The sequence below is a fragment of the Streptomyces violaceoruber genome, from assembly GCF_033406955.1.
Lineage (GTDB): Bacteria > Actinomycetota > Actinomycetes > Streptomycetales > Streptomycetaceae > Streptomyces > Streptomyces violaceoruber.
In genome coordinates this window covers 673,050-689,218 of sequence record NZ_CP137734.1, presented here as the reverse complement: position 1 = coordinate 689,218, position 16,169 = coordinate 673,050, and the positions used below count along the sequence as shown (strand labels likewise).

Below are 16,169 nucleotides of genomic sequence, written 5' to 3'. Positions count from 1 at the left end.
TCAGCCCTTCAGGGCGCCGGAGGTCAGGCCGCTGATGATGTGCCGCTGCATGATCGCGAAGAAGGCGAGTGCCGGCGCGACGGCGAGGAGCAGGTTGGGGAAGACCACGGCGTAGTGCGTCGAGTACTTGCCGACCGCGGCGTACACCCCGGTGGTGACCGTGTAGAGGCCGCTGCCGGGGCCGAGAATGATCTGCGGGTTGGCGAAGTCGTTCCACACACTGAGGCTGTGCAGGATCACGGCGGTGGCGACCATGGGACGCATCAGCGGCAGCACGACGAGCTGGAAGGTCCGCAGCCGGCCCAGGCCGTCCACGGACGCGGCCTGGTCCAGCTCCCTGGGGATGGTCCGGATGTAGGCGCTGTACAGGAACACCGACACGGGCAGGGTCAGCGCCGTCTCGAAGAGCACGAAGCCGGGGACGGTGCCCATCAGTCCGAGGTACTTGAGGACGTAGACCACCGGGATCAGCAGCACCTGGCTGGGGACGAACGTACCGGCGACGAACAGCAGCAGCAGCGCCGTGTGCCAGCGGGTGGTGCCGCGGGCGATCACGTACGACACCGGGGCCGACACCAGCAGGGACAGGACGTTGACGAGCAGCACGAACAACAGGGTGATCCCGTAGGCCCGTACGACGTCGAAGTCCGGGTTGGCGAACGCGTCGCGCAGCGGCCGCAGGCTCAGCCGGGTCAGCGGCAGGCCGAACGGGGAGTCGCGGATGTCCTGCTCCGACTTGAAGGCGTTGACGACCAGCAGCCACAGCGGGATCACCATGAACGAAGCGGACACGAGGAGCAGGGGCAGCCGCCACAGCGAGGTTCCCGCTACGGTGCCGCTCGCGCGCCGTCGCGTCCGCGGGGCGGGCGCCGGGCGCCGCGGTCGCCGGTTCGGAGCAGTGGCGGGGGCCACTGGGCCGATGACGGGCCGGCGGGGGCTGGTGGTGGGTTCGGCGGGCATGGTCAGGCCCCCGCTCTCTCGTCGGCGCGGCGCCGCAGGAAGGTGATCGCCAGCGCGGCGATGCCGGTCACCAGCGTCAGCACCATCGACTGGGCGGAGCCGTATCCCAGGGCGTTGTTCTGGAACGACTGGGCCAGGATCAGGTAGGCGGCGGTCTGGGTGGAGCCCGCGGGGCCTCCTCCGGTCAGGGAGAGGACCAGGTCGTAGGAGCGCAGCAGGGTCACCAGGGTCAGCACGACGTTGACGGTGACGACCGGCGCGATCATCGGCAGGGTCACACTGCGCAGGATCCGCCACCGGCCGGCGCCGTCGATCCGGGCGGCTTCGAGCAGCGAGGCGGGGACGGTGTGCAGTCCGGCGATGTACAGCACGAGGGTGAATCCGAAGCCGGACCACACCACGACCCCGATCAGGCTCGCCAGCGCCCAGCCGGGCTGGGACAGGAACGGCAGTCCGGCGTGCCCGGCGGCGCGCAGCACGCTGTTGACCGCGCCGTTGGTGGACAGCAGCGCCGACCAGAGGAAGCCGATGATCAGCGCACTGATGACGTACGGGTAGAAGAAGACGGTCCGCAGCACGGTGTTGGTGCGGCCGGGGGCGGAGATGGCGAGGGCCAGGGCGAGTCCCACGGCGTTGACGGCGAGGGTGCCGATCACCGCCAGCAGCACCGTGATCCAGGCCGCCTGCCGGACCTCCGGATCGTCCAGGAGGGCGCGGTAGTGGTCGAGCCCGACCATCGCGGGGTGTGCCGTGTAGCCGTCCCAGTCGGTGAGACTGAGATAGCCGGACAGCACCAGGGGCACGACCATCATGACGAGGAAGAGCGCGACCGCGGGAGCGGTCATGAGCAGCCCCGTCAGCCGGTCCCGGCCGCGGGCGGTGGCGAACAGGTCGCGCACGGCCCGCGCCGGCCGGGAAGTGGTGGGCAGACTCATTTCGTGTGCGCCTTCAGCCAGGTGTCCACGTTCTTCAGCCCGTCGGCGGCGTCGCCGCCCGTGTAGAGGCTCTGCACCTGCTTGTTCTGCTCGGCCTCGAAGCCGGTCGGCATCTGGTACTCGCCGCTGCCGGCGATGGCCTGGTGGTTGGGGGACTTGTCGAGGAGCGCCTGCACCTCGTCGGCCAGCGGGGAGAGCTTGTAGGGGTACCCGGTGCGGAACGAGGAGTCCTGCTTGAGCTGGCCGGCCACGGCGGCGCGGTCGGTGGTCAGGAACTGGACGAGTTTCTCCGAGGCCTTCTGGTGCTCGCCGGCCTTGAAGATGCGGTAGTTGGCCCCGGGGGTCACCGAGAGCCTCGGGGTGGAGGCGTCGTTGAGCTGGGGCGAGGCGAAGACGCCGACCTCGAAGTCCTTCTTCGCCTGTGCCTCGGCGGCCACGAACCAGCAGCCCATCGGGTACATCGCGGCCTTGCCGGACAGGAACTCGGTCTCCGCGTCGGCGTACTTGGTGCCCAGGGCCTGCTTGTCCAGATAGCCCTCGTCCAGCCAGTCCTTGTACAGGTCCATGGCCGGGCCGAGGTCGGTGCCGAGGGAACGCCTGCCGTCGGAGGCCTGCTTGAACCAGTCGGGCTCGCCGGTGGTGACCGTCGGTGCGAAGAGCATCATGACCTGCGCCTGCGTGACCCACTCCCCGGCCGTCTGCATGGGCAGGTACCGGGCGGACTTGAGCTTCCGCATCGCCGTCGTCAGCTCCCGCATGGTGGCGGGCGGCTTGGTGATGCCGGCCTTCTCGAAGGCCTTCTTGTTGTAGAAGACGAGGGACTGCACCTGCTGTCCGATCGCCACGTCGTACAAATGGCCGTCCAGTCGCTGGGCGTCCGCCATGGGCGCGTCGGCCGCCCAGCCCAGGTCGGACAGGTCCCTGAGATAGGGGAGGACCTTGTCGTTGTGCGAGCCCTCGACGACGTCGGGGGCGTTGCCCGCCGCCAGCAGCTGTTGCAGTGTGCTGTCCACGGAGCCGTCGGCGGCCGTGGGCGAGTCGATCTGTACCTTGATTCCGGGGTTGGCCTTCTCGAAGGGAGCGACCAGCTCCCGCCAGTACCCCTTGGTCAGGTTCGGTGTGATGTTCACCAGCATCCGTACGGTGCCGGTGGCACCCGAGTCCGGGTCGGCGGCCGAGTCCGCCTCGAACCCGCCGCTGCCGCCGCACGCGGTGGTCAGGGCCAGGCCCAACAGGATGCCTACCGCAGCGTTGATGGATCTTCTCCGGGCCATGTCGCCCTCCCTATCGATTATGTTCTATCGATAGGCGATATGATGACTCCTGTTACGCGGTTGTCAAGAGTCTGCAACCCACAGACACACGATCATCGATAAGATGCGAAGACGTTCTACGAACAGGGGGCCGTCATGGCGGGCGTCGGTGAGCCGCTGACCCGGGTACTGCTGTCCGACCAGGTGTACACCCGGGTGCGGGGTCTCATCGTCAACGGGGACCTCAAAGCCGGCGACCGGCTGGTCGAAGCCGAGATCGCCCGTGATCTCGGGGTCAGCCAGGCGCCCGTACGGGAAGCCGTCAAGCGGCTGGTGCACGAGGGCCTGGCCGACCACATCCCGCGGCGGGGCAGCTTCGTGGCCGACGTGTCCTCGCAGGACGCCGACGCCGCGCGGGCGGTGCGGGTCATCATCGAGGAGTTCGCGGCCCGCGCGGTCGCCGAGCGCGCCGAACCGGAGTCCGTCGAGGCGTTGCGCGGCAAGGTGCAGGACATGCGGGAAGCGGCCGAGGCCGGCGACATCGGACGCTTCCGGGACGCCGACATCGCCTTCCACCGGATCCTGTGCGAAGCGAGTGCCAACCCGTTCCTGTCCCGCATCTGGAGCCTGATGGAGCCGAGCCTGCGTGCGCTGCGCGTGGTCTCCGATCCCATGTTCACCGGTGACTGGGCCGAGATGGCAGTCCAGCACGGCGTCCTTCTGGAGACCCTGGAGTCGGCCGACGCCGACCGTGCGGCCGCCGCGTTCGCCGCGCACGCCCGGGGGGACGAGGGCGTTCTGGGTCACGATCACGGCCACGGCTGAGCGGAGCGTGTACGCGGGGCGCCTTCCGGCCCGGCCCGACCCGGTCGCGGGCCGGTCGTGAGCCGGTCGTGGGCCCGTCGGTCCGAAGAGATCTGAGCCGCCCCGCGCTGTCCGCCGTCTCTCTCCCCGCCCCGGCCTGCCCCGTCGACCCGACTGGCGGGCCCTCTCACGGGGACGGTCCATGGCCCGCTGATCGGCCCGCCGGTCCAGGACGGTCCCGGCGCCCCCGGCGTTCGTACCGCTCCCTGCGGTTCGTGCCCCTCTGGCGGTCCCTGACCCTCCGTCCGTCGCCGACGGCCGGCCGCCCCTGGGCTCCAAGTCGTGCGCGGCCTCCACCTTCCTTGTCACCGCGGTCCGCCCGGCCTCCGCCGCGGCGACGGGTGTCACTCACGCCGCGCCGTGCCCCGCTGCGTCGTCCGCGCCGCACACCCCTCACAGACCCACGCCTCCGACGCCTTACGCGATCGCGTCCCGGGACCTATATTGATCGCCGACTCGCGATTATCGATAGGCGATGGGAGAGCCATGTACTGGAGACGTAGTGCTCTGGTCATCGGAACCGCTGCCGCGACGGTGCTCACCGCACTGACGGCCGCCGTTCCGGTATCGGCACACACGAAGGGCACCACGCGCTATGTGAGCGTCACCGGTTCCGACGCGAACCGCGGTACCAAGCAGTCCCCGTTCAGCACCGTGCAGCAGTGCGCCGATGTCGCACAGGCCGGCGACACCTGTGTGATCGCCGCCGGAACCTACCGGGAGACCCTGACGCCGCCGCGCGACGGCACGGCGTCCGCCCGGATCACGTTCCGCGCCGCCCCCGGTGCGCGCGTCGTCCTCGACGGCAGTGCCCCGGTCGACGGATGGGCGCAGGTCAGCGCCTTGGACCTGTCGGCACTACAGGCCGCCGACCCGACACTGAGCGGCTCGGACTTCGCCACGGCCGCCACGGCCGGGAAGATATACCGGACCGACCTCACCCTGAACCCCGCCCTGCCCGGCAACCAGCTCTTCGTCGACGGCACGATGCTGGGGGAGGCCCAGTGGCCCTACCCGGGCACCGAACCGACGCGCCCCGACTACAACTCCGCGGACGCCGGCACCGACGACACGTTGTACGACGACGCCCTGACCCAGCCCGTCGGGTACTGGAAGGGGGCCCGCCTGACCTCGCACAACTGGTTCGTCAGCCAGACGGGCACCGTCACCTCGTCCGCGGTCGGCTCCGTGACCGCCTCCGGGCTGGCCTCCTCCTGCGTCGGCCTCAGCCCCAACCAGCAGAACCTCTACTCGCTCACCGGCAAGCTCCAGGCGTTCAGCCATGCCGGCCAGTGGTACTACGACGCCGACGCGCAGCGGCTCTACATGTGGATGCCGGACGGTGCGAGCCCGACGGGGCACACCGTCGAGGCCAAGCAGCGCAATGTCGCCGTCGACCTGTCCGGGCGCTCCTACGTGTCCGTCGTCGGCCTCGGTGTCCGGGCCGCCACGGTGGCCACCTCGTCCACCTCCACGCACAACGTGCTGGACGGCATCGACGCCAGCTACGTGTCCCACTACATGGACCTGAAGGTCGACCCGGGCAAGGTCACGCCCGCCGACCCCTGCGACGTGCTGACGGCGGGTGAGACCACCAGCGGAATCCTCCTGAAGGGCACCGCCAACACCCTGCGCAACAGCAGGATCGACTACAGCGCCGGAAACGGGGTGCTGCTGGCCGGTTCTGGCAACACGGTGACCAACAACCTCATCACCCGCGTCGACTACCGCGGCAGCTACGCCGCCGGGATCAACGTCCTCGGCAGCGACCAGACGATCACGCACAACACCGTGACCAACAGCGGCCGCAGCAACATCAACATCGACAACAAGGTCGCCGGGACCACGGCCTCCGGCCACGAGATCGCCTACAACGACCTGTCCGACTACGGCAACCTGGTCGTGGACGTCGGCGCGATCTACATCTGCTGCCAGGTGAACCTGGCCGGCACCGAGATCCACCACAACGAGCTCCACGACGCCGCGCTGTTCGCGGCCAGCGCACCCGCGCCCGGCGTGTACCTGGACCTGTCCACGTACAACGCCACGGTCTACGACAACGTGGCGTGGAACCGGACGACGTACGGCGTCGTCCTGATCAACCCCAACGGCGGCACGACCAGCGGCAACCGCGTCCACAACAACACCAGCGGAACCGACCGCAAGTCGGTCAGCCTCTTCCCGGGCACCTACTCGGACACGGAGGTGGCCAACAACATCGGCGACGCCGACACCATGGCCGGAGTGTCCTCCACCCACAACCTGCCCATGGCCGACGGTCCGCAGTTCACGGACCCCGCGCACCACGACTACACCCTCGGCTCCTCCTCACCGGCACGCAACTACGGCCTGGTGCGGCCCCCGGCCACGGACGGCTACACCGACCCGCAGCCCAGCGCCGGCGCCTACCAGTACGGTGCGACACCGTGGCAGGCCGGAGTGGCCGTGCAGCGTACGACGGTCCAGGCCGAGTCGTACGCGGAGGGCAGCGGCGTCGCCACGCACGCCGCGGGAACCGGATCGGTCCTCGGCGGCTTCGACGGCGGCGACTGGGTCCGCTACGACGACGTGGACTTCGGCACCGGCCGGAATCTCCTGGTCGCGAGCATCGGCAGCGAGCGGCCGTACGCGGGCGGCCGGTTCGAGGTGCGGCTCGACTCGGCCACCGGCCCGGTCGTCGGCACGGTGCGGGTGGAGAACACGGGCGGCTGGGACACGTACCTGGACCAGACGTTCACGATCACGCCGACCAGCGGCACGCACGACGTCTACCTCAAGGCTCTCGGCACCGCTCCGGGCGTCGCGAACATCGATCACTTCTCGGTGGAGAAGGTGATCCCCCAGTAGCGCGCCGAGGGCGGGGCCCACGAACGAGACGCACGACGAGGCCCTACGGGTTGGGCACCTCCTGAAGGACCCAGCCATTGCCGTCCGGGTCGGAGAAGTCCGCGTACGTGCAGTAGTTGCGGCGCTGAGGGTCGGGTCCGCGGAGCCACTTCTCGCCCGTGCAGCGGTGGAAGATGTCGCTGGTGTCGTGATAGATCTCGCCCACCTCCACACCCCGGCCGACCAGCTCGTCGCGGGCCTCGAAGATGTCCGAGACGACGAGGTGGAGGCCCTTGGACGACCCGGGGGCGGCCAGGGTGACGCCGGTGCCGAAGAGCACCGAGCAGGGCGAACCCGGGGGTGTCATGTGGACGACCCGGTAGGTCTCGTCCGTGACGTGGTCGGCGTCCAGGCGGAACCCGACCGCCTCGTAGAAGGCCTTCGCCCGGTCGACGTCGGAGACGGGCAGCACCAGGACTTCCAGTTTGAGATCCACTTGTCGTCACTCTCTTACGTCTCACCGTGGAACGGTGCCATCGGATCAGGCGGTATAACCCGCGCTTTCGAGTGCGTGGTCGCCATCGGCCACCATCACACGGTGTCGCAGGATACCGCCCCGACCTGCGGCAGACGAACCGATGGTGGAGGCGTCCTGCGGGGCCGAGGTACCGAATCGGCCACTCGTGGCTGGTAACCCGTGCAACGCAAGAGATGAGCTTGCCGGCCTGTTGATCAATGTGACACGGTGTCACATGTTGTTCCTGCGTCGTCGCATGCCACCGGCGCCGCACTGCCGAGGAAAGGGAAAGTCACACATGCCATCTCTGGGCTGGAAGAAGAAACTCGTCTCCGCGAGCCTCGTCGCGCTGGGTGCGACGGGCGTCACGCTCGGGGGAGCCGCAGCCGCGCACGCCGACACCATGATCGGGCTCTACGACACGCAGGCTCAGTGCCTCGCGGTCAAGGTCGTCTACCAGAGCGGCGACCCGGGCGGCAGCTACTACTGCGACAACGACCACGAGGCCGGCGTCTGGTACCTCTGGAAGCGGTAGCCGCTTCGGTTCACACCGTGACGCCGTCGGCCCACCGACCCGGTCGGTGGGCCGACGGCGTCCCTCGCTTACGACCCCGTGCGCAGGAGTCGTGGGCAGAGAGTCATCAGGCAGTCATTCGACTGTTGACTGAGCCGGACCCGTCTCAACGGAAGAGGTCAGGGGCAGGTAAAATCCGGAACCGTGGCCGATATCAGAGGTGTGCAGCAGACGCTGAGCCCGATACGAAGAGAAACGGCGGCTGAACGGCCGACCTCGATGCGCCTGAGGGGCGCTTCGTCCGGACCGGCATCGGTGCCCACGGCATGATCGGTCGGGACGAGGAGCTGGAGGTCCTGCACGGCCTGCTATCGAGCACGGTGGCAGGCAAGGGCGGCGCTCTGCTGGTCCGCGGAGACCCCGGGGTCGGCAAATCCTCCGTGCTGCGCACGTTCGGTTCTCATGCCTCGGACCAGGGGGTCCGAGTCCTTCGCACCTCCGGCGTCGAGACCGAACAGTGGCTGCCGTTCGCCGCGCTGCACCTGCTGCTCCAACCGGTTCTCGGCGGAGCCGAGACGTTGCCGGCCCCCTACCGGAAGGCCCTCGGCGGAGCCTTCGGGGCCAGCGATGGGGAACCCGAGATCTACCGGGTCGGGATGGCGGTGCTCGAGCTGCTCGCCGACGCCGCCGACCGCCAGCCCCTCCTGCTGCTCGTCGATGATCTCCAATGGGTCGACTCGTCGAGCCGTGACGTGCTCGGATTCGTGGCCCGGCGTACCCGGGACCTCCCCATCCTCATGATCGGCGCGGCAAGAACCTCGTCACCGGGCACATACACCCTGGGCACTCACGCCGAACTCGTTCTGGAGCCCCTCTCCCCGTCGGCGGCGGCCGAACTGCTCGACGCCGACGCCCCGGGCCTGGCCGACGCGGTGCGGGCCCGCATCCTGCAGCGCGCCGCCGGCAACCCTCTCGCGCTCGTCGAACTGCCGAGGGCGGCGCAGGGCATCTCGCCCCCGCTCGACGATCTGCCCCTGACCCAGCGACTGGAGACCGCGTTCGCCTCCCGCACCGACTCGCTCACCCGCGAGTGCAGGACGTTCCTCCTGGTCCTTGCCGCGGAGCCCACCGCACCACTGAACCAGCTCCTCGACGTGGCAAGCCGTCTCGCGGGCTCGGAAGTGACCGTGTACGCCCTGCAGGAGGCCGTCGACGCCGGACTGGTGGTTCTGACCGGTCGCACACCCGAGTTCCGGCATCCCCTGATGCGCTCCGCGATCTACACGCGGGCCACCGTCGCCGACCGGCTGTCCACCCACCGGGCCCTGGCCGAGACGCTGGAGGGATCACCTGGGCGGCGGCTCGTCCACCTCGCAGCGGCCACACTCGGGCCGGACGACGACCTGGCCGGCCAACTGGAGCGCTTCGCGGACGACGCCCAGAAGCGGGGCCAACTGGCCGCGGCCGTACCGGCCCTGCGCCAGGCCGGCGAGCTGGTGCACGACCCACGCCGTCAGACCGGTCTGCTGGTCCGTGCGGCCGAGCTGGCCAGCGAGATCAACGACCGTGTCCAGGCCCAGATCCTGCTGAACAGAGCCGACCTGGCGGAGCCGGGCCCCACGGAGCGGGCCCGCCTCATGCTGGTCTCCGACAAGGCCGCGTTCGAGCCCGATGAGCCGCAACGCCGCATCCAGGACATGATCGACGCGGCAGCGGGGGCGTTCGACGTCGGCAGTACGAGCGTCGCCGAGAACCTGCTGTGGCGTGCCGCCGCCCGATGCTTCTTCCAGGACGGCGACGCCCGCGTGCGTGCCCAGGCCGCCGCCGAACTGGACCGGTGGAAGCCCGACCCGGACGCCCCCCACGTCCTGACGGTGCGGGCCTATACGGAGCCGTACCGCCGTGGGACCGACCTGATCGCACGGCTCGAGAAGCTCAGGCCGGACCGCGAGGACGGCCGGCTGCTGCACTACCTCGGCAGCGGTTCGATGGCCATCGGTGACGTGGGCCGTGCCACTCGCTACCTGGCCCAGGCGGCGTCCGTGTGGCGTTCGCAGGGCCGTCTCGGGCTGCTCGCGCGATCCCTGGCGGGATCCTGGCCACGTCTCTACCTCGGGCAGTTGGCCCAGGCCCGGGAAGAGTCCGCGGAAGGGATCGCGCTCGCCGAGGAGACCGGGGAGTGGATCGTGTGGCTCGGCCTCAAGGCCACGTCGGCGCTCACGGCGGTGCTGCGGGGGGAGCGCGAAGCCGCGGCTCGGAGCGTCCGGGAGCTGAGAGCGCACAGCCTCTTCCCCGTCATGCCCTTCGCGAGCGTCATGGCGCAGCAGGTCGACGGTCTCCTCGCCCTGTTCGACAGCCGCGCCGTGGAGGCGTACGACGCTCTCGCGCGTGCGTTCGACAAGACCGACCCGCACTACCACTCGACCAGTCGTTGGCTGCTCGTCCCGGACCTGGTGGACGCGGCGGCGGCCGCGGGCCGGAACGAACAGGCGCGAGAGCTGCTGGTCGAGCTGCCGGAGCTGGCCGACCGGCTGCCCTCGGAAATGATGATCGTCGCCCGCACCTACAGTGCGGCAGTCCTCGCTCCGGACGACACCGCCGAGGACTGCTACGACTCCGCGCTGTCCGCTCTGCCGGACACGTGGCCGCTGGCGCGGGCCCGACTTCATCTGCAGCACGGCCGGCGGCTGCGCCGACAGCGTCGGAACGTGGATGCGCGCAAGCCCCTGCGGCTCGCACGGGACGAGTTCGACCGCGTCGGTGCGCAGCCCTGGGCGGACATGGCACGTGAGCAATTGCGGGCCGCGGGGGAGTCGGACGGACGTCGACGCCCGAGCAAGGGCGAGAGTCTGACGGTCCAGGAACGGCAGATCGCCGAGTTGGCCTCGCAGGGGCTGAGCAACCGGGAGATCGGCCAGCGCCTGTTCATCTCGCACCGGACCGTCGGAGCCCACCTGTACCGGATCTATCCACGCCTGGGCATCACCAGCCGCGGCAGGCTCTCCGCGGCGCTGGCCGCGCTCGGAGACGACCAGCCGACCTCGGGCGGGTGAACTCCTCCTCCGTAGCGCCCATCAGCTGCGCCACCTCGGCACGCACCTGGTCCACGGCCACCGTGTAGGCGTTCTCCGGATTCACGACGGAACGGTCGACATCCCACAGCGACGGAAGACCCCGGGTGTCCGCGTGGGCCTGACCGGACATGACCGGCAACGCGCCCGCCGTGCCCGCCGTCGCGGCGGCCGAGACCATGAACGTACGTCGATTCACTGCTCTCCCCTGGAAGCGGTCGCGGAACACCGCGCGTGTGCGTCACATGTTTCGAGCGGCCGCATCGGGCACGATCGGCGTGTGGCCCACATGCCGTCACACTAGCCGTAGGTGCCACTGTCCTGCCACCCTGAGAGGGACTGTTGTGGTACTTGCCGCCAGTGATCTGTCCGCGCCACGGCCTGGTGTGCCACGCCGCTCCTCTCCAGCGGGTCTCCCTGTGTGTCCGACCGTCAACCGACGGATGAACTTCCGGCTGTCCGGGACCACAGTGACTGTGATCCCCTATCGCTCAACTGGAAGGAATGGCCGTCATGAGTGGTGACCACCACGGTGTGCAGGCACAACACTCGGCCGCACACGCTCTCCTCCCTCTCTCCCTGTGCCTCAGCCAGCTGACGGGTGCTCTCGAGTGGGAGGACGTTCCGGCGGAGTTCCGTTACGATCCCGACCACCCCCTCCTCGTCACGATCCGCTTCGCCCCCGAGGGCGCCCCACCGGTCACCTGGCATGTCGGCCGTGACCTGCTGCACGAGGGCCTGCGCACCACGAGCGGCCTGGGGGACGTCCAGGTGTGGGCCGACACCCCCACCGACCGGGAGACCGCGTGGCTCCAGGTCAACGCACACGGTGACATAGCCATCTTCAGCCTGCCCGTCCCGGAACTGGAGGAGTGGCTCGACCGCACGTACCTGCACGTCCCGGCCGGAACGGAGTCGTCGCGGCTCGGAACCGACGCCTTCCTCTCCAAGCTGTTCGACGAACCCGAGGCCTCGTCCCGATGACCCCGGGACACGTGACCGGAGATGTCCACCACCCGGCGCTCAGCGCAGGCCGAAGGCGCGGATCAGGGTCTGGCCGACGCCGTTGCCCTCGGTGTCCTTCGCCGTCGTCCGCAAGCTCGCGTACCGCGCCCTGCCCGGTGCGTCGAGCCGTGCCGTCCAGCCGTCCGCCGACTTCCGCAGCGCCGTCCGGTGCCAGGTGGCGCCGTCGTCGTACGACACCTCCACGGTCGCCGTGCGGATCGCGCCGGCTCCCGCCGCGCCCTCGAGGTGCGAGGCCGTGACGATCAGCTCCGTGCGCCGGTGGGCGCGGCCCGACAGATCGACGGCCACCGCGTAGTCGAGCTGCACCAGGGGCAGCGGTGTGAGACGGGTGGGATCCGTGGTGGCCGAGGTGAAGTCCCAGACGGTGCGGGTACGGGTCGAGTACGGGCGGTCCGGGAGGTTCCGGCTGCCTTCCAGCACGAGCCGGTAGGGCTTCGGACCGGGCGACAGACCCCCGACCATGACGATCCGTTCGTTGACGTCCTCGCCGAGCAGTTCGCCGCCCTGGTAGAGCGAGATCCTGGACGTGTCGCCGTCCGCCCAGACGACGCCCGCGTGCCCGCCGGAGTCGCCCCACGCGGTCATGACGGAGGTGCTGATGTTGTCACCGGCCCGGAAGGGGCCCTGCCCACTGGTGCCGTTGTCGCTGAGCAGGCGCGGGTGCTGGATCGGGGCGAACCAGGTCTCCCGTGTGGTGCTGCGCGGCTCGTACGAGCGCGCCACGCCCCGCTGGCCCAGGTCGGGCCTGGAGGCGAAGGACACCCACCGGACGTCGTCGTCCGCGGTGACCCACGAGGTGAGTTCACCCTGGGCCCGGACCTGGGTGGGCACGATGCCCAGCGGCTGGCCGAGGAGGGAGATGTCCTGGCGGTACTCGACCGCCCGGCCCTGGGACGTGTCGCGGAACGTGTCGTCGACGCGGGCCAGTTCCCCGGGGGCGGGGCGGTAGGACGGGTCCCGGGGAACCGCGCCGTCGTGGTGGCGGACCAGATCGTAGGCGTAGCGGGGGACGGGGTGGGAGACGACCCGGAGCGTGGTCGTGCCGGCCCCGCGGAACCGGGCCAGCAGCCGCGCGCTGTCGTCGGTGCCCAGCGACGCCACGGGCAGCGGGGCGGCCTCCGGCAGGTCGGCCCAGGGGTCGAACTTCCCGTACCCGTCGTTGAGGATCAGGAGCTGACGGGCCCCGGCCTTCTCCGCCGCGGCGGCCTGGTCCGTCGGGGCCACGGTGTCGCTGCGCCGGACGACCGCGACGCGGTCCCGGACCTCGGCCCCGCGGAACTCGGTCGCGGAGCCGTCACCCGCCCAGACGGCCCGGTAGGCACGCGTGCCCTCGGGCAGTTGGGGCGACCGGCTCTGGACCGTGACGTCGTCGAAGGCCTGCGAGCCCGCGGAGAACGTCAGCGGAGGCTGGAGCTGCCGCCAGCGGGTCGCGAAGGTGTACGAGCCCGTCCGCACCTCCGGCGTGGGCGTGACCCACAGACTGTCGTAGCGCCAGTACTCGGCCACGTAGCTGTCCATGAAGGGGAACAGTCCGGTGTTGCCGCGGTACTGGTCGATCCGCAGGAACTGGTTGGCCGTGGCCCGTGGAGTGACGGCGGCGGCCTTGCGCAGGTCGTCGGCGTCGAAGGCGACCGTGCGGTCCGCGTCGAGGACGACCTCGGGTGCGGTGAACATCGCGAAGCCCAGCGTGTGCGTGCCGTCGACGCCGGGCACGGCGGAGTTCATCCACACCGAGTAGGTGCTCGGGGACAACCGGAGGTCCAGGCGGCCCGAGGCGTCCACGGAGTAGACCTTCGGCGCGGTGTTGCGCTCGACGTCCTTGAGGATCACGGTTCCGGACAGCGGCTTGTCGTGGTGGTCCTTCGCCGTGAGCGCCAGGGTCGCCCGACGGCCCTCCTTGTTCACCCCGACCGGGGTGCGGGCCAGCACGGCTCCGTCGGCGCCGGTGGCGACCAGGCGGGTGGCGTAGGCGCCGTTGTCCTCGGCCGCGTCGAGATGTGTGATCACGCCGACCGAAGCGGTGCCGTGGGCGGGCACGGTCACCTGTGCCTCCGACAGGGTGAACAGGCCCTCGGGCAGCTCGGCGGGGCTCAGCGCGAGATCCAGCGCGACCGGCGCGGGGCCGGAGTTGGTGTAGGTGACGTCCCGGCGGACGGTCTGGCCCGGAGTGTACGGGTAGTGCGCCTGCGCGAACGCGTCACCGGATGCCAGCAGCGTCGAGCGCACCGCGGCGGCCACGTCCACCCGACCGCTGCCCGCGTCGAACGGGCTGAACCGCTGGGTGCCGGCGGTGGTGCCGACCAGCGCCTCCTTGAGCCGCTGGCCCGTCCAGTCGGGGTGCTCGGCGGCCAACAGGGCCGCGGCGCCCGCCACGTGCGGCGTGGCCATCGAGGTGCCGGACAGGGACTGGTAGGCGCCCTCGCCCTCCGGCGCGTACCGCGAGCGCGCGGCGAGAACGCCCACACCCGGTGCGGTCAGGTCCGGCTTGACGGCGTTGTCGCCCACGCGGGGGCCGCGGCTGGAGAAGTCCGCGAGCTGGTCGACGCCCTTGCCCGGACCGTTCACCGCACCCACCGTCAGCGCCGCGTCGGCGGCAGCGGGCGTGCCCACGGTGTACGCCTCCGGACCGGAGTTGCCCGCGGCGACGACGAACAGCGCTCCGGTCTCCGCACTGAGCCGGTTCACCGCCTCGCTGAGCGGGTCGGTGCCATCGGTGGGGGAGTCGCCCAGACTCATGCTGACGATCTTCGCGTGCTGGTCGCGGACCGCCCACTCCATGCCGGCGAGGACCCAGGAGTCCTGACCACTTCCGCTGTTGTCGAGGACCTTGCCGATGTGCAGCGACGCGCCCGGGGCGACACCCTTCTCGACCCCGCCGGACGCGGCACCCGTCCCGGCCACGGTGGACGCCACATGGGTGCCGTGACCGTTCCGGTCGGTGACGTCCTGGTCCGGCACGAAACTCGCGGTGGCGGCGATGCGCCCGGCGAAGTCCGGGTGGCCCGCGTCGACGCCGGTGTCCAGGACGGCGACGCCCACGCCCTCACCGGTGTTCCCGCCCGACCAGACATCCGGGGCGCCGATCTGCGCCGTCGTGTCCGACAGCGTGGCCCGCACCTTGCCGTCCAGCCACACCTTGGCGATGCCGCCGGCCAGCCGGCCCCCGGAGGTGGCCGACCGGGCCGCCGAGCCGCCGGCCGCCGCGTCCCCGGTACCGGTGAGCGAGGTCCAGAAGTCCGCCGCACGGGAGTGCTCCGCGGAGATGGCGGCGCCCCGGATACTGCTGAGCGCCCGGGTCCGCCGGGCACCCTCGGGCGTCCTCGCGCCGAGCGAGCGGGCCGCCGTGTCGGTGTAGGTGACGATGAGCGGCAGTTCATCGGCGCGCGCGTCGTCGTACCCGTCCTCGAGCAGCTCCGTGACGTTGAAGAGCCGCTCGTCCAGGGCTCCCGACCCGAGGTACGGGACGGCCGCGTCGGGATAGACGTACGTGTCGGAGCCCACCGTCATCACATGCGCGCCGCCGCTCCGGCCATGGGGATCGGTCACCGACAGCACGGTCTCGGCCCCGTCCTCGCCGGTCACGGTGACCCTGTCGCCGGTGATCAGCGTCAGGACCCGGGTCGGCCCCGCCGCAGCGGTGGGCGGCGCTGGGGGCACCGTCCCCGGGAGCGCCGAGGCGGCGGGAGCCGTCGCGGTGAGCACCAACAGGGCGGCGATGCCGACGGTCAGCCCGCGTCCGCGGGACCAGGGGATGGGCAAAGAGACCTCACCGACTAGATGTGCAGGGATCGATCGAAGTCAGCCATCCCGCTCGCGAGGCTGTAAAGGCACCTCTCTGGCCTCTCTGTGCCATGTCACCATGTGGACACGATGCAAAAGGTGCATCGTCCCGCAAGCGCGACACACTGCACCGTGTGTAATACCAGTGTTCCGGCGTACGGTACGCAAGGCGCACCGGATCTTCAGCGCCACGTGGGGTCAGGGTGGGAGAGCGATGGCGGAAGCCGATGCGCCGATGGCGCTGGTCGGACTCGACGCGGACACGGAGGCCGTCTACCGCGAGCTGCTCACACGTGGTGGCGGGACCGCCGACAGCCTCGTCACGGCATTCGGGCTGAACCGGTCCCAGGCAGTGGCCCAGCTCGACCGCCTGCACCGCAGCGGACTGCTCAGCCGTCGCTCCTCCGGCGAGTACCAGACCGT

General features: G+C 70.4%; 11 protein-coding genes. 5 read left to right on the top strand and 6 right to left on the bottom strand.

Going from position 1 to position 16,169, the window contains the following annotated elements:
* The 3 genes from R2E43_RS03300 to R2E43_RS03290 all read right to left on the bottom strand — a co-directional run bounded on the left by R2E43_RS03300 (nucleotide 1) and on the right by R2E43_RS03290 (nucleotide 3,169).
* Entirely contained in the window at nucleotides 1-777 is a 777-nt protein-coding gene (locus tag R2E43_RS03300; RefSeq protein WP_247704255.1) for a carbohydrate ABC transporter permease, read from the bottom strand.
* Nucleotides 778-962: 185 nt separating this feature from the next.
* Nucleotides 963-1,895, bottom strand: a complete 933-nt coding sequence (locus R2E43_RS03295) for a carbohydrate ABC transporter permease (RefSeq protein ID WP_210985234.1) — start codon at nucleotides 1,893-1,895, stop codon at nucleotides 963-965.
* Nucleotides 1,892-3,169 (bottom strand): ABC transporter substrate-binding protein, encoded by a 1,278-nt coding sequence (locus tag R2E43_RS03290; protein WP_332055888.1) that lies wholly within the window; start codon nucleotides 3,167-3,169, stop codon nucleotides 1,892-1,894. Before R2E43_RS03290 ends, R2E43_RS03295 begins: the two co-directional genes overlap by 4 nt.
* A 135-nt stretch (nucleotides 3,170-3,304) precedes the next feature.
* Here R2E43_RS03290 and R2E43_RS03285 point away from each other — a divergent pair, with 135 nt between their 5' ends.
* Nucleotides 3,305-3,973, top strand: a complete 669-nt coding sequence (locus R2E43_RS03285) for a GntR family transcriptional regulator (RefSeq protein WP_332055887.1) — start codon at nucleotides 3,305-3,307, stop codon at nucleotides 3,971-3,973.
* Nucleotides 3,974-4,498: 525 nt separating this feature from the next.
* Nucleotides 4,499-6,859, top strand: coding sequence for a carbohydrate-binding protein (locus tag R2E43_RS03280; RefSeq protein ID WP_332055886.1), 2,361 nt, complete (start codon nucleotides 4,499-4,501; stop codon nucleotides 6,857-6,859).
* A gap of 43 nt (nucleotides 6,860-6,902) precedes the next feature.
* Here R2E43_RS03280 and R2E43_RS03275 read toward each other — a convergent pair whose 3' ends face one another.
* A complete protein-coding gene (locus R2E43_RS03275; RefSeq protein ID WP_003971972.1) occupies nucleotides 6,903-7,334 on the bottom strand; it encodes a VOC family protein in 432 nt (143 codons plus the stop codon).
* 319 nt (nucleotides 7,335-7,653) lie between these two features.
* On the opposite strand from R2E43_RS03275, the gene R2E43_RS03270 reads away from it, so the two are divergent.
* On the top strand, nucleotides 7,654-7,890 hold the full coding sequence (locus R2E43_RS03270) for a hypothetical protein (protein ID WP_003971971.1): 237 nt from the start codon (nucleotides 7,654-7,656) through the stop codon (nucleotides 7,888-7,890).
* Nucleotides 7,891-8,195: 305 nt separating this feature from the next.
* Nucleotides 8,196-10,922, top strand: a complete 2,727-nt coding sequence (locus R2E43_RS03265) for an ATP-binding protein (RefSeq protein ID WP_030871862.1) — start codon at nucleotides 8,196-8,198, stop codon at nucleotides 10,920-10,922.
* Here R2E43_RS03265 and R2E43_RS03260 read toward each other — a convergent pair.
* Nucleotides 10,852-11,139, bottom strand: coding sequence for a twin-arginine translocation signal domain-containing protein (locus R2E43_RS03260; protein WP_259334456.1), 288 nt, complete (start codon nucleotides 11,137-11,139; stop codon nucleotides 10,852-10,854). The genes R2E43_RS03265 and R2E43_RS03260 overlap by 71 nt on opposite strands.
* A 314-nt stretch (nucleotides 11,140-11,453) precedes the next feature.
* On the opposite strand from R2E43_RS03260, the gene R2E43_RS03255 reads away from it, so the two are divergent.
* The gene (locus R2E43_RS03255; RefSeq protein WP_030871865.1) at nucleotides 11,454-11,924 is read left to right on the top strand and encodes an SsgA family sporulation/cell division regulator; all 471 of its coding nucleotides are present in this window, start codon (nucleotides 11,454-11,456) and stop codon (nucleotides 11,922-11,924) included.
* Nucleotides 11,925-11,963: 39 nt separating this feature from the next.
* Here R2E43_RS03255 and R2E43_RS03250 read toward each other — a convergent pair whose 3' ends face one another.
* A complete protein-coding gene (locus tag R2E43_RS03250; RefSeq protein ID WP_259334455.1) occupies nucleotides 11,964-15,725 on the bottom strand; it encodes a S8 family serine peptidase in 3,762 nt (1,253 codons plus the stop codon).
* Nucleotides 15,726-16,169 lie beyond the last annotated feature (444 nt).